General features: G+C 71.8%; 13 protein-coding genes. 2 read left to right on the forward strand and 11 right to left on the reverse strand.

Annotated elements, in window-relative coordinates; translation table 11 throughout:
- The first annotated feature begins 372 nt into the window (after positions 1–372).
- Positions 373–3,849 (forward strand): DNRLRE domain-containing protein, encoded by a 3,477-nt coding sequence (locus QQM72_RS19590; RefSeq protein ID WP_314222159.1) that lies wholly within the window; start codon positions 373–375, stop codon positions 3,847–3,849.
- Between the two features lie 36 nt (positions 3,850–3,885).
- Here QQM72_RS19590 and QQM72_RS19595 read toward each other — a convergent pair whose 3' ends face one another.
- The 10 genes from QQM72_RS19595 to rsmI all read right to left on the reverse strand — a co-directional run bounded on the left by QQM72_RS19595 (position 3,886) and on the right by rsmI (position 17,388).
- Positions 3,886–4,584 carry a helix-turn-helix transcriptional regulator gene (locus QQM72_RS19595; RefSeq protein ID WP_314222160.1) on the reverse strand — a complete coding sequence of 233 codons (699 nt, stop codon included), beginning with the start codon at positions 4,582–4,584 and terminating at the stop codon, positions 3,886–3,888.
- Positions 4,585–4,849: 265 nt separating this feature from the next.
- Positions 4,850–6,928 carry an outer membrane protein assembly factor BamB family protein gene (locus QQM72_RS19600; protein ID WP_314222161.1) on the reverse strand — a complete coding sequence of 693 codons (2,079 nt, stop codon included), beginning with the start codon at positions 6,926–6,928 and terminating at the stop codon, positions 4,850–4,852.
- 84 nt (positions 6,929–7,012) lie between these two features.
- Positions 7,013–8,854, reverse strand: coding sequence for an outer membrane protein assembly factor BamB family protein (locus QQM72_RS19605; protein WP_314222162.1), 1,842 nt, complete (start codon positions 8,852–8,854; stop codon positions 7,013–7,015).
- Between the two features lie 190 nt (positions 8,855–9,044).
- Entirely contained in the window at positions 9,045–10,850 is a 1,806-nt protein-coding gene (locus QQM72_RS19610) for an ABC-F family ATP-binding cassette domain-containing protein (protein WP_314222163.1), read from the reverse strand.
- A gap of 433 nt (positions 10,851–11,283) precedes the next feature.
- On the reverse strand, positions 11,284–12,189 hold the full coding sequence (locus QQM72_RS19615) for a 4-(cytidine 5'-diphospho)-2-C-methyl-D-erythritol kinase (RefSeq protein ID WP_314222164.1): 906 nt from the start codon (positions 12,187–12,189) through the stop codon (positions 11,284–11,286).
- Complete coding sequence (rsmA, locus tag QQM72_RS19620) at positions 12,186–13,112, reverse strand: 16S rRNA (adenine(1518)-N(6)/adenine(1519)-N(6))-dimethyltransferase RsmA (protein ID WP_314222165.1); 927 nt, start codon at positions 13,110–13,112, stop codon at positions 12,186–12,188. The genes QQM72_RS19615 and rsmA overlap by 4 nt, the downstream gene beginning before the upstream one ends.
- 47 nt (positions 13,113–13,159) lie before the next feature.
- Positions 13,160–14,746 carry a ubiquitin-like domain-containing protein gene (locus QQM72_RS19625; protein WP_314222166.1) on the reverse strand — a complete coding sequence of 529 codons (1,587 nt, stop codon included), beginning with the start codon at positions 14,744–14,746 and terminating at the stop codon, positions 13,160–13,162.
- Between the two features lie 114 nt (positions 14,747–14,860).
- A complete protein-coding gene (locus QQM72_RS19630) occupies positions 14,861–15,751 on the reverse strand; it encodes a TatD family hydrolase (protein ID WP_314222167.1) in 891 nt (296 codons plus the stop codon).
- Between the two features lie 56 nt (positions 15,752–15,807).
- Positions 15,808–16,236 carry a hypothetical protein gene (locus QQM72_RS19635; protein ID WP_314222168.1) on the reverse strand — a complete coding sequence of 143 codons (429 nt, stop codon included), beginning with the start codon at positions 16,234–16,236 and terminating at the stop codon, positions 15,808–15,810.
- Positions 16,237–16,527: 291 nt separating this feature from the next.
- The gene (rsmI, locus tag QQM72_RS19640) at positions 16,528–17,388 is read right to left on the reverse strand and encodes a 16S rRNA (cytidine(1402)-2'-O)-methyltransferase (RefSeq protein ID WP_314222169.1); all 861 of its coding nucleotides are present in this window, start codon (positions 17,386–17,388) and stop codon (positions 16,528–16,530) included.
- Positions 17,389–17,484: 96 nt separating this feature from the next.
- Between rsmI and QQM72_RS19645 the strand changes: the two genes are divergently transcribed.
- Positions 17,485–19,236 carry a dolichyl-phosphate-mannose--protein mannosyltransferase gene (locus QQM72_RS19645; protein WP_314222170.1) on the forward strand — a complete coding sequence of 584 codons (1,752 nt, stop codon included), beginning with the start codon at positions 17,485–17,487 and terminating at the stop codon, positions 19,234–19,236.
- Positions 19,237–19,934: 698 nt separating this feature from the next.
- On the opposite strand, the gene QQM72_RS19650 is transcribed toward QQM72_RS19645, so the two are convergent.
- Entirely contained in the window at positions 19,935–22,160 is a 2,226-nt protein-coding gene (locus QQM72_RS19650) for an ATP-binding protein (protein ID WP_314222171.1), read from the reverse strand.
- Positions 22,161–22,336: the final 176 nt, after the last annotated feature.

A 22,336-nucleotide genomic window follows, 5' to 3' on the forward strand; every position in this document is an offset into this window, starting at 1 on the left:
CTCACCGGAGAAATTCCGCAGTCCGAATAAAAAGATATGAGCACGACTCAATCACTGAAAGACCAGGTCAAATACCGGTCAATGCACTGCCACGCGTGGGTAAATTGTGATCGTTTGGCGCAAGACGCCCGGGAAGCGAACTCCCTGGTCAGCCCTACCTGTTAGACGTATGCGAGGGCCGTCCCGCCTCACCTTCAAGGTCACGGAAAGGCAAAGGCGATCGAGTGGTGTGGCGCAATCTCCTCGGCATCGGCAATGCTCTGGTGCGCGCTTTCCGGGCGTGGGATGCGAAAAGCAGGCCCCCGGTTGCGGCATAGCTCATTCACAGAATCCTGGCTCGCCCGGGATTTCAGGGGGAGGGGGCGCAAGCCCATGGAACGTCGTCGCTTCGGCCTGCCCGCGTCCGGGCGCGGCCGGGCAGGGGTCGCCGCAGCCGTCGCCGGCGCGATCGGCGTCGGGCTGCTGGCCGTGCCGCTGTTCGACGACCCCGGCACCGCCGACGCCCCCGCCGGGACGAAGCAGGCCGCCGCCCGTCCGCTGGACCAGGACACCGCGCAGCAGCAGGCCGTCGCCGCGGGCAGGCGCGTCGAGGTCACCGCCCTGCGCGACGAGACGTCCACGACGTACGCGCGCCCCGACGGCAGCTTCGAGCTGGTCGCCCACGGAGCGCCGGTGCGGGCCCGGGTGAACGGCGCCTGGAAGCCCATCGACACGAGCCTGGCCCGGACCGCACAGGGCTGGGCCGCCAGGGCGACCGTCGATCCCGTGGTGTTCTCGGCTGGCGGCGGTGCCGGGACCGGCGGCGGCGAGAGCGCCAGGAACCGTAGGACCGGCAGGAACGGCAAGACCGGCCAGAGCGTCGAGGCAGCCGTCTACACCGTCGCGCGCGGCGGTGACGCCGTGCGGGTCGCCGACGCCACCGAGGGCTTCTCCGAGCTTGCCACCCTCACCAGCGGCGGCCACGAGATCACCCTGAGCTGGCCCGGCGCCCTGCCCGAGCCCACGATCAGCGGGTCGAGCGCGCTGTACCGCGAGGTCCTCGACGGCGTCGACCTGATGCTGACGGCCCAGGCCGGCGGCTTCAGCCACGTCCTCGTCGTGCACAGCGCCGAGGCCGCGGCCGACCCCGCCCTCACCCGGCTGTCCTACGGGCTCTCCTCCCCCGACCTGACCTTCCACCTCGACCCCGTCACGAAGATCGTCACCGGCACGGACCGCGACGGCCAGGAGATCGCCGTCTCCCCCACCCCCTACCTGTGGGACTCGGCCGGCACGTACGCGGTCACCGAGGGCGCCGACCCCGAGCCGGCCGAGGAGAGCGCCGCGCCGGCGCCGTCCTACTCCGAGGAGCCCGGCGCGCCGGTCGGCGAGGAGAGCGCCGCGCCCGAGGACGGGCAGGACACCGACGCGCCGACGGCGACCGCCACCGAGAGCGGCGACACCGAGGACGGCGACACCGGGGACACCGGCGCGGCCACCGCCGACCCGGCCGCCTTCCACCCGGCGTCGTCCGCCGCCCTCACCGACGCCCAGGTGTTCGCCCTGCCGGGCCTCGCCGGACCCGACCCGGGCACCCATATGGCCGTCGCCGGAACCGCGTTGAGCGCCCCGGGCGCCGCCTCCACCGCCCTGTCGATCGTGCCGGACGCCGACCTGCTCGCGGACGCGGACACCGTCTACCCGGTCTTCGTCGACCCCACGATCTACGGCAAGACGAAGAACTGGACCACGGCCTACAAGAAGTACCCGAGTTCCAGCTTCTACGACGGCGCCAACTACAACAGCGGCACCACCGAGGCCCGCGTCGGCTTCGAGTCCACCACCTGGGGCCTGTCCCGCTCCTTCTTCAAGCTCGGCTGGTCCACCGACATCAAGGGAGCCGGCATCTCGTCGGCCTCCATACGGCTGCGCGAGACCTACTCCTGGTCGTGCTCCGCGCGCGAGACCCAGGTCTGGCTGACCTCCGGCATCTCCTCCAAGACCACCTGGAACAACCAGCCGGACTGGAAGTCGGAGATCGGCACCAAGTCCTTCGCCTACGGCTACAACTCCTCCTGCCCGGACTCCTACGTCAGCTACGACGCGAAGTCGGTCGCACAGGACGCGGCGGACGGCGGCTGGTCCTCGATGACCATCGGGCTGCGGGCCAGCACCGAGGACTCGGCGTACGCCTGGAAGAAGTTCCGCGCGGAGGGCGACAGCGCCCCCAAGCTCACCCTCGTCTACAACCGCAAGCCGAAGACGCCGAGTTCGGTCGTCCAGACCCCGGGCGGCACCTGCGACCGCACCACCCCCTACCTCCACATCGGCAAGCGCGACCTCGTGCTGTCGGCCGCCTCCTCCGACGCGGACGACACCTCCACCCGCCAGGACCTGAAGTACCTGGACTTCGAGCTGTGGCGGACCGGCTACGGCGACAGCAAGATCCTCGACAGGAACGTCACGGTCACCAGCGCAGGCAAGGCGTCGGTCACGGTCGCCAAGTCGTCGTTCACCAACGGCTACCAGTACTCGTGGCGGGTGCGCGCGATCGACTCCAGCGGGGCCGCCTCACCGTACGCGCCGACCTCCGACCCGTACGTGTGCCGGTTCGTCTACGACAGCAGCGTGCCCAACGAGCCGCTGATCACCTCCACCGCCTTCCCGGCGGCGGACGAGGACGGCACGGTCTGGTCGACGGTGAAGTTCGGCACGTCCGGCAACTTCACCTTCGCGCCGGACGAGGACACCGACGTCACCAAGTTCCAGTGGTCGTTCAACACCACGACCTACGCGAGCAGCAAGACCGTCACCGCGGGCGCCTCGACGACCGTGTCGCTGCCGCCGCCGCTGGCCGGCCCCAACGTGCTGTACGCGCGGGCCGTGGACAGCGCGGGCAATGTCTCGATCGGCACGAAGTACCTGTTCTACGTCACCCCGCGCGACACCGCCGACGTGGCCGGCGACACCACGGGGGACGGCACCCCCGACCTGTTCGCGATCAGTTCGGGCGGCAACCTGTGGATGTACCCCTCGTCGACCGCCGGTGACCTGCACGTCGGCATGGAGGCCGCCCATGACGACGGCGTCGGCCTGCTCTCCGACCCGGACGAGGACGGCGTGGACCACGCGCCGGCCTACTGGACGGGCGCCGACGGCACCGCGGCACTGATCGCCCACGGCGGCGACGCGCTCGGCGCCGACGGCATCGGCGACGTCTTCGCCCGGATGCCCGACGGCAAGCTGTACGTGTACCCCGGCGACGGCTACGGCAGCGTCGACATCTCCCGGCGCATGACCCTCCGGCTGCCCTCGGGCTCCCCGGACCCCGCGACCTTCGACCAGATCATCGTGGGCGACTACGACGCGGACGGCCGCGTCGACCTGTTCGCCACCGCCACCGGCGGCGAGTTGTGGGCCTTCGAGGGCTACACCGGCGCCACGTTCCTGACGGTCACCAAGATCGCCAGCACCGCGTGGCTGGACCGCGACCTGGTCTCGGTCGGCGACCACGACGCCGACGGCGCGCCCGACCTGCTGTGGCGCTCCGGCTCCTCCAGCCGTCTCTACCTGCGGTTCGGCGTCAAGGACAGCGCCGGCGGCTCCACCATCGCTTCCCTGTCGACGGCAGCGGCATCCAAGACGGGCGCCGACGAGGTCTACGCCGAGGGATGGTCGACCACCACGGTGCCCACGAGCCACCTCTACGGCACCCCGGACGTCAACGACGACGGCATCCCCGACCTCTGGGCCCTGTCCAGCGCCGGAAGCATCTACTTCTACAAGGGCGGCGCCGCGGTGATCGGCACGGGCACGGCGGTGATCAGCGCGGACAGCGCGTGGGCGACGACGAAGCTGCGCTTCGGCTGACCCGCCCGCAACTCCCCGCTACGGGGCCGGAGTTCGTCAGAACTCCGGCCCCGGGCCCGTTTCCGTGTCCCGGGAGGTGTGCGGCAGCGGGCCCGCGCGGTCCAGCAGGCCCGTGCGGGCCGCGAGCGCCGCCGCCTCCAGGCGGGAGCCGACGCCCAGTTTCATCAGGACCCGCTGGACGTGCGTGCGGGCCGTGGACGGGGCGATGCCCATACCGGCGGCGATCAGGCGGGTGTCCTCGCCGTCCGCGACCCGGACCAGGACCTCCACCTCGCGGGGCGTGAGCATCTGGAGCAGCCGCTGGCCCTCGTCGTCCGGCTGGGCCGCCGGGTTCAGCAGTTCGCTGAAGGCGCCCTGCAGCAGTGCCGGAGCCACCGCCGCCTCGCCCGCCCGCGCCTTCATGATGGCCCGCTCGACGCCCTCTATGCGCTCGTCGTGGCGTACGTAGCCGGAGGCGCCCGCGGCGAAGGCCGCCGCGATGCCCCGGGGGCTCGGCACCGGGCCGAGGACCAGGACCGCCACCTGCGGCCGCTCCCGCTTGATGCGGACCACCGGGTCGAAGATGCCCGGCTCGGCCGGGACCGCCGTGCCCAGCAGACACACCTCCGGGGCGCGGGTGATCACCAGTTCGGCCGCGCCCGCGGCAGGTGCCGCCGCGGCGAGCACCCGGTGCCCCCGCAGTTTGAGCGCCGAGGCCAGTGCCTCGGCAAGCAGTCGGTGGTCGTCGACCACCATCAGCCGCACTCCCAACGAGCAACCCCCCAGTCCCCCCATGGATGCCCTCACGGGCTCACACGGACTCACACGGACCAACAAAGGGTGCCCCCCGGCACCCTGTCCTTCATGCCCCCGGAAGCTACACGCTTGTTCGACGTTGCGCTCCCCCTACCGGTGAGAAGTGCCCCGGATCGTCGAAATTCCTCACATTCGAGGGGCATGGGCGGTAAGTGAACGGCCCCGCCCCTGAGCAGGGACGGGGCCGTGACGGCGATTAGGACGATCAGCTGCCCGCGCCGTACGCGACCGCGAGGTACTGCGGGTCGCCGCTCGAGAGCGAGCCGTCGTCGGCGTACACCTCGGACATGAACAGGCGTCCCTGGGAGTAGAGGACCTCGGAGTACTCCGGGGACATGCTGGTCTCCAGGTCGTGCACCGCGTCCGTGGCCGGGTTCTCCAGCAGCTTGGTCTCCTTGAAGGAGCCTCCGGCGATGCTGACGACCTGCCCGCCCTTGTCGTACGGCGGCCGCTTGTAGGCGATCAGGTTGCTGCCGTCCATGCGCAGCGGGTAGATCGTGTAGCCGTCGCCGGCGTCCGCGCGCTGGCCGGTCTGCTTGCCGGTGGCCAGGTCGAAGGCGATGACCTCGTTGGTCCGGCTGTAGTCGCCGGTGCCGTCGTGCTCCTCGGTCGGGACGTAGATCCGGTCGTTGCCGACGGCCAGTCCCGTGCAGGCCTCGATCCTGGTGATGCCCTCGCAGTCGGCCGCGTACTGGTCGCCCGGGACCGAGATCCGGGTGCGCAGCTTGCCGGTCTTGTTGTCGATGGAGAAGAAGTCCGAGATGCCGCTGCCGTCACCGGCGCTGTCGCCGACGTCGGCGGCCACCACCAGGGGGTCGCTGGACACGACGGACGCGTAGTCGATGCCCGTGGCCAGCTTGTACTCGGAGATCACCTTCCCGGACACCGGGTCGATGGTCTGGATGTGCAGCTCGGGGTTGTCGTACGCGCCGCACTTGCGCACGGCCACCAGCTTCGGGCCGCCGCCGTAGCCGGCGTCGTAGCAGGTGTCGGCGGGCTTCGGCGACCACAGCACCTTGCCGGAGTCGATGTCGAAGGCGGCGCCGCCGTTGGTGCTGCCGAGGGCCACCGTGTTCGCGCTGACCGTCACGTTATTGAAACTGATCGGGTAGTCACCGGAGTTGACGGTCTTCTTCCACAGCTGCTTGCCCGCGGCCAGGTCGATCGCCGCGACCTGGTCGCAGGAGGCCGTCTCGGCGGCGCTCGCCTGGAAGGTGACCGCCGTGCGGTAGTCGTCGGTGGCGAACTTGCTGGCCTCGCACACCGGTCCGGGCAGCGGGACCGACCAGAGCTTGGTGCCCTTGTCCAGGTCGTAGCCGGCGATCTCGCTGACGCCCGTCTTCACGTACGCCTTGTCGGTCAGCCAGGAGCCCTTGACGCCGACGCTGTCGTCCTTCTTGATCACGGGCATCGGGACCTTGAACAGGACGTCCGAGGCGGGGTCGGCCGGCACCTTCTCCTTGCCGCCGGAGGGCGTGCCGCCGGTGCCTCCCGTGCCGCCGGTGTCACCCCCGCCGCCGGTCGGACCCGCGGTACCCGCCTCTTCCTTCTTGCCGCCGTCGCTGGACTTCGCGTACCAGACGCCGCCGCCGACGATCAGGGCGATCGCGACGACCGCCCCGACGATGATCGCCACCTGCGCGTTGAACTTCCTGCCGACGCCGCCCGCTCCCTGGCCGGGGCCGCCGGCCTGCGGGTGCATGGGCATGGTGGGCTGACCCGGGTAGCCGTAACCCGCCGGAACGGTCGGATACCCCGGATACCCCGGCTGCCCCGGCTGCCCCGGGTAGCCGTAACCGGGCTGCTGGCCGTACGGGAGCGTCGGCTGGCCGTAGGGGCCCGGCTGCTGGGGCTGACCGTACGGCGCGGGCGTGCCCGGCTGGGCCGGGTAGCCGTAACCGGGGGCGGCGGCCGGGGGCGCCGGCTGTCCGGGCGCCTGCGGGTAGCCGTACCCCGGCTGGGGCTGCTGCGGGGGGCCGGACGGGGCCGGGGGCGGAGGCGTCTGCGGCGGCTGAGGCGGCTGGGGGTGCTGAGCCGCCTGGGCCGGGGCCTGGGGCGCCTGGTCCGGCTGGGGTGCCTGCGGGTAGCCGTAGCCCGGCTCCGGAGCCTTCGTCAGGTCGGGGGCGGGCGGCTGCGGCGCGGCGTCCCGCGGGGCCGCGTCCTTGGGCACGGCGTCCTGCGGCGGCGTGTCCTGCGGCGGCTGGGGCGGGCCGAAACCGCCCTGCTGCGGCGGCTGCGGCTGCTGCGAGGGCTCGTTCGGCGGCGGGGGCGGCGGCTGGGTCATGGTGTGGATACCTCGGGAGAACGCTCGGAAAGCTCGGGCGGACGGGCGGGGACTTGGACGGGGCGGGGAAGGCGGTGGGTCGCCTCACTTGCCGTAGGCGAGCATCAGCTTCTCCTTCGTCTCGTCGTTGCCCGTCAGCCGGGTGGAGGAGAGGTAGAGGCGCCCGTCGACCCAGGCGAGGTCACGCGAGTAGAAGCTGTCCTCGATCTCGGCCGTGCTCTGGGGCAGCTGCATCAGCGTCGTCGGCGTGTGGGCGGACCCGGCCGTCGGGATGCCCACCACCCGGCCGGCCGCGTCGTACGACGGCTCGACGTACGCGACGAGGTTGCCGCCCTCGACCTTCACCGGCAGCATCGCCTCGTCGGTCGGGGACTTCACACGCCACTTCTCCTTGCCGGTGGAGAGGTCGATCGCCACGATCTCGTTGGGGCCGCTCTTCGACTCGGTCGGCAGGTAGAGCGTGTTGGCGTCGGAGGCCGTGCCCGCGCAGCCGGTGAGGTTGCGCTGGAGGAAGCCGGAGTCGCACTCGGGCGCGAAGTCCTCGTCGAAGCCGACCTGGGAGCGGTAGGAGCCGTCCGGCTTGAACGTCGCGATGTTCCAGGTGTTCTTGTCGTCGTTGGTGCTGTAGACCACCAGCGGGTCGACGGAGTACGTCTTGGCGACCGACCAGCCCTTGTCGAACTTCTGGGTCCACCTGACCTTGCCGGTCGCCGGGTCCAGCTCCTGGATCTCGTCGTGCTCGTTGGCCTCGGTCGCGTCGCAGGACGCCACCGCGATCAGCCGGGTGCCGCCGGCGAACGCCGTCGGGAAGCAGGCGTCGCCGTACTTCTGCTTGTCGTACAGCTTCTTGCCGGTGCGGACGTCGTACGCCGTGCCGGACTGCGAGCGGCCCACCATCAGGGTGTTGCCGGCCAGCGACAGCTCGATGCTGATGGCGCTGTCGAACAGCGCGCCGTCCGCGACGACGCCCTTCCAGCCCTGGGCGCCGGTGTTGAGGTCGATCTGCTGGAGCTGGTTGCACTTGGCGCGGTCGCTGGTGCCGCTCATGTACGCCACGACGACCTTGTCGTCCGCCGTCTTCTGCGGGGTGACCGCGCAGATCTTCTGTGGCAGGGCGATGGTGTCCCAGGTCGGCTTGCCGTCGGCGACGTCGTACGCGACGACCTCCTTGTACGCCGCCTTCACGGCCGTCTTGGAGGTGATCCACATCCCGGGGGCGTCGGCGCCGGAGGCGGGCGCGTCGGGCGCCTCCTTGTACCAGAGCACCTTCGCCTCGCCGGCCTTGCGGTCCGCGTTGAAGTCCTCGGTGTCCTCGCCGCCGTCGCCGCTGCCGTCACCGGGGTTGACCGGGGCGCCGCTCGACGTGGCCTTGCCGTCGTCGCTCGGCTCGGCGACCGGCTTCTTGCCGCCGTCGTCGCCGTTCGTGACCGCGAACACCGTCCCGCCGATCACCAGCAGCGCCGCCACCGCGGCCCCGACCACCAGCGCGGGCCGCCCCTTGAAGGGGTTGCGCCCACCGGGCGGCGTACCGGGCGCGCCGGGCGCGCCGGGGAACTGGGGCGGCTGCGGATAGCCGTAACCCGGCTGCTGGCCGTACGGACCCGGCTGGGCATAGGGGCCGGGCTGGCCGTAGGGGCCCGGCTGCTGCGGCTGACCGTACGGACCGGCCTGCGGCGGCCGGCCGTAAGGACCCGGCTGCGTCGGCTGGCCGTACGGACCGGACTGCTGCGGCTGTTGCTGCGGATAGCCGTAACCCGGCTGCGGCGGCTGGGCGGGCGGGCCCTGGGGCGGCTGCGGCGGCATCTGGGGCGCGCCGAAGCCGCCCTGTGGCGCCTGCGGCGGCTGCGATGCCTGCGACGGCTGCGGCTGGTCCTGCGGTGCTCCGAAACCACCCTGCTGCGGCGGCTGATTGGGCGGCTGAGCCATCAGCGTGTTCCCCCTATGTCACTGGTTTTTAGCCACGCCCCCAGGTCAGTGACCGCCCGGAGCCGTCTTCAGAGAGTTCTCAGACGGCTCTTTCTATCACCCGCCACGGACGGCTCCCTGGGCCGCTCCACCCCTGTTCCCAAGGGAGGACCGGCCCGTGATGCCGTCGTTATGCGCCTTCACCCGCCCTTCACGCGTCCTCGGCGAGTTCCAGCCACCGCAGCTCCAGTTCCTCGCGCTCGCCCACCAATCCCCGCAGCTCGGCGTCGAGTTCGGCGACCTTCTCGAAGTCGGTGGCGTTGTCCGCGATCCGGGCGTGCAGCTTGGTCTCCTTCTCGGAGACCTTGTCCAACTGCCGCTCGATCTTCTGGAGTTCCTTCTTGGCGGCGCGCTGGTCGGCGGCGCTCTTCTCGGTCACCGGCTTCGCGACGGCCGCCGGAGCCGAGGCGGCCGCGGCCTCCTCCATGCGCTGCCGGCGCTCGATGTACTCGTCGATGCCGCGCGGGAGCATCCGCAGGGCGGCGTCGCCGAGGAGGGCGAAGACCCGGTCCGTGGTCCGCTCGACGAAGAAGCGGTCGTGGGAGATGACGATCATCGAGCCCGGCCAGCCGTCGAGGAGGTCCTCGAGCTGGGTCAGGGTCTCGATGTCGAGGTCGTTGGTGGGTTCGTCGAGGAAGAGGACGTTGGGCTCGTCCATGAGCAGGCGCAGGATCTGCAGCCGGCGGCGCTCGCCGCCCGACAGGTCCCCGACCGGCGTCCACTGCTTGTCCTTGCCGAAGCCGAACGTCTCGCAGAGCTGCCCGGCGGTCAGCTCGCGCCCCTTGCCCAGGTCGACGCGCTCACGGACCTGCTGGACGGCCTCCAGGACGCGCAGCCCGGGGTCGAGTTCGCCGACCTCCTGGGAGAGGTAGGCCAGCTTGACGGTCTTGCCGACGACGACCCGGCCGGCCACCGGCTGCACCTCGCCCTCGGTGCGGGCGGCCTCGGCCAGGGCCCGCAGCAGCGAGGTCTTGCCGGCGCCGTTGACCCCGACGAGGCCGATGCGGTCCCCGGGGCCGAGGTGCCAGGTGATGTGCTTGAGCAGCACCTTCGGACCGGCCTGGACGGTGACGTCCTCGAGGTCGAAGACGGTCCTGCCGAGGCGCGAGGAGGCGAACTTCATCAGCTCGCTGCTGTCGCGGGGCGGCGGCACGTCCTTGATGAGCTCGTTGGCGGCCTCGACGCGGAACCGCGGCTTGGACGTCCGCGCGGGGGCGCCGCGGCGCAGCCAGGCGAGCTCCTTGCGGACCAGGTTCTGCCGCTTGACCTCCTCGGTCGCGGCGATCCGCTCACGCTCGGCGCGCGCGAAGACGTAGTCGGAGTAGCCGCCCTCGTACTCGTGGACGTCGCCGCGCTGCACGTCCCACATGCGGGTGCAGACCTGGTCCAGGAACCAGCGGTCGTGGGTGACGCAGACGAGCGCGGAACGGCGCTCGCGCAGATGCCGGGCCAGCCAGGAGATGCCCTCGACGTCGAGGTGGTTGGTCGGCTCGTCCAGGACGATCAGGTCCTGCTCCTCGATCAGCAGCTTGGCGAGCGCGATCCGGCGGCGCTCACCGCCGGAGAGCGGGCCGATCACGGTGTCCAGGCCCTGCGGGAACCCCGGCAGGTCGAGCCCGCCGAAGAGCCCCGTGAGCACGTCCCTGACCTTGGCGTTGCCGGCCCACTCGTGGTCGGCCATGTCCCGGATGACCTCGTGCCGGACGGTCGCGGCCGAGTCGAGCGAGTCGTGCTGGGTGAGTACGCCGAGGCGGACCCCGCCGGAGTGCGTGACCCGGCCGGAGTCCGCGTCCTCCAGTTTGGCGAGCATGCGGATCAGCGTGGTCTTCCCGTCGCCGTTGCGGCCGACGACGCCGATCCGGTCCCCTTCGGACACGCCGAGCGAGATGCCGTCGAGGAGGGTACGGGTCCCGTACACCTTGCTGACGTTCTCGACATTGACCAGATTGACGGCCATTTCTCTCCTGCCACGGGGGATGCTCGACCCTCCAGGGTAGTCCGCGCGGCGGACACCCTTCGGTGCCCGGTTTCCTTCGCGGTCCTTCGCGCTTCGGGGCCCGGCTTCCTTCGCGGTCCTTCGCGGCCATGAGGGCGGCAGCGGCTTGCGGCAGGGCGCGCGATGGTCGTGCGCGCCGTTCACGAACGGCGCGTGCGCGAGCCGCTCACGCCCCCGGACTCCGCCGTACGGACGCCGCCTCCCCCAGGGCGACGAACGGTTGCGCGCGCGGGCGGACGCCCCCTCGCGCACGCCGGGGCGGACCGGGCACGCTCGCGAGCGGGCCGGGCCGCCGGACCGGTAGAGGGCGCGGGCCCCTCGGGGCCGCCGGATCACCGGCGGCCCGATGCCCCACGGCCCGACGTCCGGTGGCCGAAGGACTCGTGCGGCCGGACTACCGCGCGCCCCCGACGACCGTCGCGCCCGGCGCCGGTCCCGCCGCCACGCGCACGCTCCTGCAGGTGCCCGACGTGCGCAGCGCCTGCGCGATCTTCTGCGCGGCTGCGGTGTCGCGGGCGAGGAAGGCGGTGGTCGGGCCCGAGCCCGAGACGAGCGTGGCGAGGGCGCCGGCCGCGTGGCCCGCGGCGAGGGTGTCGGCGAGTTCGGGGAAGAGCGACAGCGCGGCCGGCTGGAGGTCGTTGGAGACGGTGGCGGCGAGGGCGTCGGGGTCCCCCTCGGCCAGGGCGTCGAGGAGGCGCCGGGAGGCCACCGGTTCGGGGATGTCCCGGCCCTGCGCCAGCCGGTCGAACTCCCGGAACACCGACGGTGTCGACAGCCCCCGTTCGGCCATCGCGAACACCCAGTGGAACGTGCCGCCTGCCTCCAGGGCCGCCAGCTTCTCGCCGCGCCCGGTGCCCAGAGCCGCCCCGCCGACCAGGCTGAACGGCACATCGCTGCCCAACTCGGCGCAGATCTCGAGGAGTTCGTCACGGGTGGCGCCGGTGCCCCACAGCGCGTCGCAGGCCAGCAGCGCGCCCGCGCCGTCCGCGCTGCCGCCCGCCATGCCCCCGGCGACGGGGATGTCCTTGGCGATGTGGAGGTGCACGTCGGGCGTACGGCCGTACCGCTCGGCCAGCGCGATCGCGGCCCGCGCCGCCAGGTTCGTACGGTCCAGGGGCACCTGACCGGCGTCCGGGCCCTCGCAGGTGACGCGGAGTCCGTCGGCCGGGGTCACCGTGACCTCGTCGTACAGACCGACCGCGAGGAAGACGTTCGCCAGGTCGTGGAAGCCGTCCGCGCGGGCGGCGCCCACCGCGAGCTGCACGTTGACCTTGGCGGGCACACGCACGGTGACGCTCACTCGGAGTCCCTCCGCCGCGGGGTCGCGAGGGGCGCCGGGGAGGCGACGGGCGTCTCCCGGTCGGGCGCGGCCTCGGCGATGCGGGCGAACTCCTCGACCGTGAGGGCCTCGCCGCGCGCCTGCGGCGAGACGCCGGCCGCCACGAGGGCCTCCTCCGCACGGGCCGGGGAGCCCGCCCATCCGGCGAGCGCGGCCCGCAGGGTCTTGCGGCGCTGGGCGAACGCCGCGTCGACGACGGCGAACACCTCGCGCCGCGACGCCGTGGTGTCGATCGGCTCGGTCCGCCGCACCAGCGACACCAGCCCGCTGTCCACGTTCGGCGCGGGCCAGAACACCTTGCGCCCGATGGCGCCGGCCCGCTTGACCTCGGCGTACCAGTTGGCCTTGACCGACGGCACGCCGTACACCTTCGAGCCGGGCCCGGCGGCGAGCCGGTCGGCGACTTCGGACTGGACCATGACGAGGGTGCGCTCGATGCTGGGGAAGGTCTCCAGCATGTGCAGCAGCACGGGGACGGCCACGTTGTACGGCAGGTTCGCGACCAGCGCGGTCGGGGCGGGGCCGGGCAGCTCGGTCACCTGCATCGCGTCGGAGTGCACCAGCGCGAAGCGCTCCGCGCGCTCCGGCATGCGTGCCGCGATCGTCGCGGGCAGCGCGCCGGCCAGGACGTCGTCGATCTCGACGGCCGTGACCCGGTCGGCGGTCTCCAGCAGCGCCAGGGTGAGCGAGCCGAGCCCCGGGCCGACCTCGACGACCACGTCGTCGGGCCGGACCTCCGCGGTGCGGACGATACGGCGGACCGTGTTCGCGTCGATCACGAAGTTCTGGCCGCGCTGTTTGGTGGGACGCACGCCGAGGACCGCCGCCAGCTCACGGATGTCGGCGGGGCCCAGCAGGGCGTCGGGGGCGGGGCTGGTACTCACGGGACAAGGGTACGGGGGCGCACGGACACCGTCCGCCGCCGCACCTCTCACCCGTGCAGCCGCGTCCCGCAGTGCGGCCAGGGACTCGCCCCGCGTCGCACGTACAGCTTCTTCGCGCGGAACGTCTGTTCCGCCGCCGGGGCGTCCTGGGGCCGTCCGCTGCCGCCGAGGCTCTGCCAGGTGCGGGTGTCGAACTGGTACAGCCCGCCGTACGTGCCCGAGGGGTCGACCGCGTTCGGCCGGCCGCCCGACTCGCAGACCGCGAGGCCCTCCCAGTCCAGGCCGTCGGCGCCCCGCACGGAGGCCGGCAGCGGCTTCGTCCCGACCTTCACCACCTGGTCGCGCGGTCGGCGCACGATCTCGTCGCGGATCCGCCGTGGTGTCTGGCGTACGCCGTTCACGGTGCGCAGCGCGTACGTGATCCGGCGCAGGCCGGGCTGTCCGGCCCGCTCCACCACCTCCGTGCCCTTGAACAGCGAGGGGTCGTGGGTGCGGCGCACGTCGAACGGGATCGCCTCCTCCCGCACCTCCTTGCTGCCGGTGATCCGCAGCACGGTGACCGTCTGCCCGTCGCGCGGGAAGCTGCCGGGCGCGACGGACGTGGTGTCCTGGCCGCGCAGGGTGATCCCGGCCGCCGCCACGGCCTCGCGCACGGTCGCCGCGTTGGTGCGGACGGTGCGGGCCCGGCCGTCGGCCATCACCGTGACCGAGCGCTCGGTGCGCACGTCCAGCGCGAGCCCCGCGCGGCCGATCGGCCGGGAGCGCGGGACGGACAGGTAGGCGCCCTCCGCGCGCACCCCGAACTGCCGGAGCGCCTCCTGCACGGTGTGCGCCGTCGTCCACACCTCGTGCCGGTGTCCGTCCAGGGTGAGCCTGACGGGCCGCCCGTAGTGCACCGCGATCTCGTCACCGCTGGTGAGGGCGGTGTCGGGGCCGGGCGCCACGACGTCGTGCGCGCCCACCCGCACGCCTTCCTCGGCGAGGAGTTCGCTCACGTCGTCGGCGAAGGTGTGCAGCGTGCGCGGCTTGCCGTCGACGGTCAGCTCGACCGCCTTGTCCTCGGCGACGAAGGCGGTGGTGCCGCCGGCCAGGAACGCGACGACGAGCGCCTGCGGGACCAGCCGGCGGATCGTGGACTCCGGACGCTCGGCGGAGCGCGTCCGGCGCCGGCGCGCGGCCCGCCCCCCGTCCGGCCCCCCGTCCTGCCCCGGCAGCGGCGGCAGCCGGTGCGGCGGAACAGGCTGGGCCGGCGGAGCCTGCCGGGGCAGCACCGGTCCGGAGAGCTGGACCGTCTCGGCGTACGGGGACGCCCCCGTGAGCTGGACCGTCTCGGCGTACGGGGACGCCCCCGTGAGCTGGACCGTCTCGGCGTACGGGGACGCCCCCGTGAGCTGGACCGTCTCGGCGAACCGGACCGGTTCGGGGAGCTGGAGGGTCTCGGGGAGCTGGGGCGTCTCGGGAGGCGGGGGCGGCGCTTCGTACGCCTCGTACGTCTCGTACGCGGGGCGGTACGTGTCGTCGTACGTCCCGGGCGCCGCGTACACGCCGTACGCGATCGTCTCGGCGTCGTGCAGGTCGACGTACGACCCGCCACCGGCGTACGGCTCGTACTCGAAGTACTGCGAGTTGCTCACGCCGACACTCCAGGGGAGGGGTCCGGATCGGGCCCCCAGAACCTAGCGGAGCGACGGTCACTCTCCAAAGTGGCGCGACTACCGAGAGTTGTGTTCGACGGGTGGCGGGCGCCCTCAGTAGCCGAACGCGCGTGCGGTGTTCGCGGCGAGGGCGGTGGCCAGCGTGTCCTCGTCGATGTCCCGTACGGCGGCCATGGCGCGCACCGTGACCGGGATCAGATACGGGGCGTTGGGCCGTCCGCGGTAGGGCGCCGGGGTCAGGAAGGGGGCGTCGGTCTCCACCAGGAGCAGCTCCAGCGGGGCCACCGCGACGGCGTCCCGGAGGTTCTGGGCGTTCTTGAAGGTGACGTTGCCGGCGAAGGACATGAAGTATCCGGCGCGGGCGCAGATCTCGGCCATCTCGGCGTCGCCGGAGTAGCAGTGGAAGACGGTGCGCTCGGGGGCGCCCTCCTCCTTCAGGACGCGCAGCACGTCGGCGTGGGCGTCGCGGTCGTGGATGACCAGGGCCTTGCCGTGCCGCTTCGCCATCTCGATGTGGGCGCGGAAGGAGTTCTCCTGGGCTTCCTTGCCCTCGGGTCCGGTGCGGAAGTGGTCGAGTCCGGTCTCGCCGACGCCCTTGACGTGCGGTAGCGCGGCCAGGCGGTCGATCTCGGCGAGCGCCTCGTCGAGCGCCTGCGCGCCGCCCGGCGTCCGCGCGCCCTGACGGGACCACCCGTCGGGGTCGCCGTGCACGATGCGCGGCGCCTCGTTCGGGTGCAGGGCGACCGTGGCGTGGACGCTGCCGTGGGCCGCCGCCGTCTCGGCCGCCCACCGGGAGCCCCGTACGTCGCAGCCGACCTGGACGACCGTCGTCACGCCGACCGACGCGGCCTTCGCGAGGGCCTCCTCCACCGTGCCCGACTGCATGTCGAGGTGGGTGTGGGAGTCGGCGACCGGCACCCCGAGGGGGGCCGGAAGCGGCGGCGCGGCGTTCTTGTCGGCGTTCTTGTCGGCGTTCGAAGGCATGCCCCGATCCTACGGAAGGGGGCGCGCCCTCCTCGGCGGGCGACCGGCCCGCCCGGCTAGCTCGCCTTGCGGAACGGGTGCAGAAGGTCGGACAGGTGCCAGTGGTGGTGCTCCGGCGCCTTGCGCCCGTCGGGCCGGGCGTCGGACGGCTCCTCGGCCGACGGGACCGGCGCCTGGACCGGTCCGGCCGGGGACGCCTTGTGCTGCCGGGCCGCGCTGAGCACCGACGAGACCTGCCCCGCCCGCATGATGCGCACGACGTGCCCGTCGCAGTTCTGGCACGCGGGGCGGCTCAGCGGCGACGGCACCACCCGCCCGTCCGCCACGTAGAGGACGAACTCGTGACCCTCGGCGTCGGTGTGGTGCTCTATCTCGAAGGCCTGCTCCCAGCCGTGCCCGCAGCGCATGCAGGCGAAGGAGTACGACTCGTTGACGACGGCGCTCGCGCCGCCGCGGAGGCCGGTCTGCCCTGTGGTCTCACTCATGACCGCTCCTGGTGTCCGCTGGTGGGACCGCTCAAGTCCCGTCATCCAGTGGACGCCTCGCCCGGAGCGAATGCACCCGACCTGTGCACTGTTGAAGGCGATTTGGGCGTCCCTTGCCACAACGCCCGGCGCCCTTTGCCCGCACATGGGGCGCACGCTCAGACGACATGCGCCCTGCTCAGAGGGGGTGTGAGTCCCTTCACAGCACCCGGGCAACAACCGTCACATCCGCGGCGACAACCGTCACGGATCCCCGGCGGGGGCCGTCACGGAACGGCTGCCGACGGCCCGTCACAGGCCCCCGGCGTTCTTCGCCGCGACCACCGCGTCGAACACCTCGCGCTTCGGCAGCCCCGCCTCCGCCGCCACCGCCGCGATGGCCTCCTTACGGCGCTCGCCCGCCTCCTCGCGCACCCGCACCCGCCGCACCAGCTCCGTCGCGTCGAGCTCCTCGGGTCCGCGCTCGGGCGCCCCGGTGACGACGACGGTGATCTCGCCCCGCACGCCCTCGGCCGCCCACTGGGCCAGCTCGCCGAGCGGGCCGCGCTTGACCTCTTCGTACGTCTTGGTCAGCTCCCGGCACACGGCGGCCCGCCGGTCCGCGCCGAACACCTCGGCCATCGCGGCGAGGGTGTCGTCGAGCCGGTGCGGGGCCTCGAAGTACACGAGGGTCCTGCGTTCCCCGGCGACCTCCCGCAGCCGGGACAGCCGCTCGCCGGCCTTCCTCGGCAGGAACCCCTCGAAGCAGAACCGGTCGACGGGCAGCCCGGACAGGGCCAGCGCGGTGAGCACCGCGGACGGACCGGGGACCGCGGTGACGCGGATGTCCCGCTCGACGGCCGCGGCGACCAGCCGGTACCCCGGGTCGGAGACCGACGGCATCCCGGCGTCGGTGACGAGCAGCACCCGCGCGCCGCCCACCAGATCCGCGACCAGATCGGGGGTACGGGCGGACTCGTTCCCCTCGAAGTAGGACACGACACGCCCCTTGGGCGTCACCCCCAGCGCCTGGGTCAGCCGCCGCAGCCGGCGGGTGTCCTCGGCGGCGATCACATCGGCGCCGGTCAGCTCCTCGGCGAGACGGGGCGGGGCATCGGAGACGTCACCGATGGGAGTACCGGCGAGAACGAGGATTCCGGGCGTAGCTGTCACGTTTCCATCCTCGCAGGGCGGGGCCCCACTCGATCGACCAGGCCGGTTGGGGCCCATGCACGGGACTCACACAGACCTGTTCCCTACGATGGCGCGGTGACCAGTACCGCGTCCTCCATGGACTCCACGGACTACCGGCAGGGCCAGACACCGCCAGACCAGCGGCCGTCGTGGCAGCAACGGCTGCGCCGTTTCGGATACACCGCGGAGCCCTCCGCCGACGTCCGGGAGCGGCTGGTGCCGCCGTTCGCGCAGCCCAGCCCCCGGTTGTGGCAGGCGCTGGGCATCTCGCACCAGCGGGCGGACCGGATCGCGCGCTGGTCCTCGTGGGGTGGTCCGCTGCTGATCACGCTGCTGGCGGGCGTGCTGCGGTTCTGGCATCTGGGCAGCCCCAAGGCGGTGATATTCGACGAGACGTACTACGCCAAGGACGCGTGGGCGGTCGTCCACCGCGGGTTCGAGGTCAACTGGGACAAGAACGCCAACGACGTCATCCTCTCCTCCGGCGGGCACGTCACGATCCCGTCGGACGCGGCGTACGTCGTGCATCCTCCGGTCGGCAAGTACGTCATCGGGCTGGGCGAGCTGCTCTTCGGGTTCGACCCGTTCGGCTGGCGGTTCATGACGGCGGTGCTCGGCACGCTCAGTGTCCTGCTGCTGTGCCGGATCGGCCGCCGGATCTTCCGCTCCACCTTCCTGGGCTGCCTGGCGGGCGCGCTGATGGCGGTCGACGGGCTCGCCTTCGTGATGAGCCGCACCTCGCTGCTCGACGGCGTGCTGATGTTCTTCGTGCTGGCGGCGTTCGGCTGCCTGGTGGTCGACCGGGACAAGGCACGCGAGAGACTCGCCGCCGCGCTCCCCCTGGACGCGGACGGCCGCTGCCGCCCCGACCCGCACATCGCGGAGACCACCCGCCTTGGGTGGCGCCCCTGGCGCTGGGGCGCCGGTCTGATGCTGGGCCTGGCCATCGGCACCAAGTGGAACGGCCTGTACATCCTGGTCGCGTTCTGCCTGATGGCGGTGTTGTGGGACGTCGCCTCGCGCAAGGTGGCGGGCGCCCGCCGCCCGTACCTGGCGGTGCTGAAGCGCGACACGGGCTTCGCCTTCCTGGCCACGGTCCCGGTCGCGCTGGTCACCTACCTGGTGTCGTGGACGGGCTGGATCCTGTCCGCCACCGACGGCAAGGGCGGCTACTACCGCAACTGGGCGGCCACCGACGGCAAGGGCGGCAACTGGACCTGGCTGTTCCCCGACTGGTGGCGCAGCCTGTGGCACTACGAGCACGAGGTCTACGAGTTCCACACCCACCTCACCTCGCCGCACACGTACCAGTCGAACCCGTGGAGCTGGCTCGTCCTCGGCCGCCCGGTCTCGTACTTCTACGAGTCCCCCACCCCGGGCCAGGACGGCTGCCCGACGGACGCGGGCGAGAAGTGCGCCCGCGAGGTCCTCGCGATCGGCACGCCCCTGCTGTGGTGGGCGGCCTGCTTCGCGGTCCTCTACGTCCTGTGGCGCTGGCTCCTGCGCCGCGACTGGCGCGCCGGCGCGATCGTCTGCGGCATCGCGGCCGGCTACCTGCCGTGGTTCATGTACCAGGAACGCACGATCTTCCTCTTCTACGCCGTCGTCTTCCTGCCGTTCCTGTGCCTGGCGGTGGCGATGATGATCGGCGCGCTCATCGGTCCGCCGGGCGCCGGCGACACCCGCCGCGTGGCGGGCGCCACCGGCGCGGGCGTCCTCGTCCTGCTCATCGCCTGGAACTTCATCTACTTCTGGCCCCTGTACACCGGCCAGGCGATCCCGATCGACGACTGGCGATCACGGATGTGGCTGGACACCTGGGTCTAGCCGGGCCGACCCGTCACGGTGCCCACGGCGAACATTCAGTCGTCGTGGGCATCGTTGGCCGTCGACGACCTCTGCGGGCCGCCCCAGGGGCTTCGGAGACGGCCCGGGGCCATGGTCACCGCGGATTCCGGCGCACCGCTCGATCGCACCCGCCCTCGCGACCTCTTCACCCGGCAGATGACCGGAATGGGCCATGCCCTCTACCCCAGGGTGGTCCACTTGTGGTGAATGCCAGATACGAGAGGCGGTGCGGCGTGGATCCGGTGTCGGTGGGGTTGCTTGCGGCGTTGGCGGGTGGCGCCGGCGGGGAAATCGGTCGGCAAGTGTGGGCCGGCCTCGGTTCGCTGGTGCGGCGTCCGTTCCGAGGAGCCGAGGACCCTGGTGCTCCGGCAGTGAGTTCGGGTGAAGCCGAACTGGCGCGACTGGTTCGAACGCCAGGCGATCCGACCCTGGCTCAGGCACTCAGTACCGTGCTGGCGGTACGGGCGGCCGTGGACGCAGACTTCCACCTGGCGCTACAGCGATGGCATGAGCAGGCGAAGCTCGTCGATGCGGGTGCCGGTGGCACGCACAACGCCATCAGCGGAGGCACCTTTCACGGGCCGGTGCTGCAAGGCAGGAACTTCTCCGGGAACTCGTTCGTCACCGGATCCGCCCCCGCGCACCCTCCTGTCGCCCCGCCCGAGCCACCGGGTGCCTCATAGGCGCGGAAGCGGAGTGGTCAGCGGGACCACGGGACCGGAGAGCTGCGTACGGACGCGGGCCGCGCCGTCGTCGTCCAGCAGCCTTTCGTAGACACGGAGCGCGTTCCGCCAGTTCTCCAGTGCCGAATCCTTCTGGCCGATCTCGTACGTGGCGGCCCCCAGGGTCTCGAGGATCCACGCCTCGCCAGGATGGTCCCCGATGTCCCGGGAATTGCCGAGCGCCTGCCGCAAGCGGTCGATCGCCTCCGGTAATTTACGCTGCCGCAAAAGGGCATAGGCCAGCCGGGCGAGAGCGATACCGAAACCGAAACGGTCACCCGTCTCGCGGAACACCTCGGCGGCGTCCCGGCAGTAGGGCACCGACTCCTCGAACCTGTTCAGCCGCTGGTAGGTCGACCCCATGCTCTGGAGAGCGAATCCCTCCGCATTGCGGTGACCGCTCCGCCGGGATACGCCGAGCGCCTCTCGGAGATGGGCGAAGGACTCGTCGTATCGTTCCAGAGCGGCGCAGACGCTCCCCAGGTTGACCAGTACGATCTCCCCTTCCCGGCCCAGCGCCCGATAGCCGTCGAGGGCCCGGCGCTGATGCTCGTACGATTCCTCGAAACGGCCCTGGTAGTAATAGGCGCCGCCGATGCCCCGGTTCAGTTCGGCCTCTGCCTGAGAGTCGTTCACCGACCGGGCGGCGGCAAGACCGGCCGTATGCGTGGCGATCCAAGCGCGGAAGGGATTTCGGCGCTGGAAATAGGGTTGAAGTACCACAGGCAGCCAACAAGCCACGTCGTCGCGACCTTGCTCTGCGGCTTGCCCTATCGCCGCCTCCATGTTGGCCAGTTCGGCATCACACCATGCCAACGCCTCCTTGTGACCGGTGAACACGGGAACGGAAGCAGGTGGGAGGCCGAATGCGGAGGGCAACATGAACGGGCTCCGGGGCCGGCCGACCGTGAGCACGGTCCTGGCCGCCGAGGTGGCGTGCAAATACCACAGGAGTACTCGCTCCACGGCCTCCTCACGGGCCACCCCCGGCTCGTCCGCGATGGCGCACTCACCGGCGTAGACCCGCAGCAGGTCGTGGAATCGATAGCGGCCGTCGACGGGTTCTTCGATGAGGTGCACGGCCGCCACTCCGTCGACAAGCCTGCGCGTGGCGACCGTTCCCGTACCGCACAGCGCCGCGATGGCGTCGACGGACATGTCAGGACCGGGATGCAGACCCAACAGCCTGAAGGTACGGGCAAGTTCAGGGCGAAGGGCGCGATACGACCAAGAGAACACGTTGCGCACCGCAGTCGTCTCGTCATCGCCGGTGGCCATGATGTCCAGCCGGTCGTCTTCACCGGCGAGAGTCTGCGCGAATTCGGCGAGCGGCCTACGCGGATGTGCCGCCAGATACTCGGCCGTGATCCGCAGCGCCAGTGGAAGGTGCGCACAGAACCGGGCGATGCGCATGGCCGCTTCCGACTCGGCGGCAACGCGGTCCGGGCCGACGATCCTGCCCAGCAGCATGCTCGCCTCATCAGGGGCCAGCAGATCCAGGTCGACTCGGAACGCATCGTCACGGGCGACGAGCCCAGCCAGCCGACTACGGCTTGTGATCAGGACCAGCGGCCCCCGTGAACCGGGCAGCATGGGTCGCACCTGCTCGGCACTGTTGGCGTTGTCGAGAACGATCAGCATCCGCCGCCCGTCCACCAGCGTGCGGAACATGGCCGCCCTCGACTCGACATCCCGCGGGATACGCTCGGGCGCCGTACCCATGGCGGTCAGGAATCCATCGAGCACGTCCCCGGGCCGAAGCGGCTCGCTCGAGCCATATCCCTGAAGATTCACGTACAGATCCCCATCAGGGAACCGATCCCTCACCCGATGCGCCCAGTGGACGGCGAGCGCCGTCTTCCCGACGCCCGCCGCCCCCGCGACAGCGGAGACGATCATGGTGACGGACCGCGATGCCGACTCGTCGAGCAGTGAGTCGAGAGCCGCCACATCACGGTGCCGCCCCGTGAAGCAGGAGACGTCACGCGGCAACTGACGAGGCCTCGGCGTCTGCACCCCGCCGGAATGCAGATGGATCGTGTTGCCCTGGAAGTCCCGTCCTTGTACCGCACCCGCACCCACGCCCGACACCTGATTACGCGTGCCGTCCCCCGATAGCGGATCTCGCACCAGTCCCCCCTTGCCGGATATCGCCCACTTCGCATGCTGTTCCTGCCCCATCCCACCCACAACACTCCGCCCCGGCAAGACCGCACCGCGGCCGCGCCCGCGCCGACTCCGACTCCGGCCGCGCGTCCCTCCGCATGCAGAGGCGCGCCGCAGCGACTGGTGCCGCCTGTGCGGCACGGTCCGTTCAGCCGTCAGATCGGCCCCCAAGGAGCGGGCGGCGCGCCGCA

The sequence above is a fragment of the Streptomyces zaehneri genome (assembly GCF_032248645.1).
In the GTDB taxonomy this organism is placed as follows: domain Bacteria; phylum Actinomycetota; class Actinomycetes; order Streptomycetales; family Streptomycetaceae; genus Streptomyces; species Streptomyces coriariae.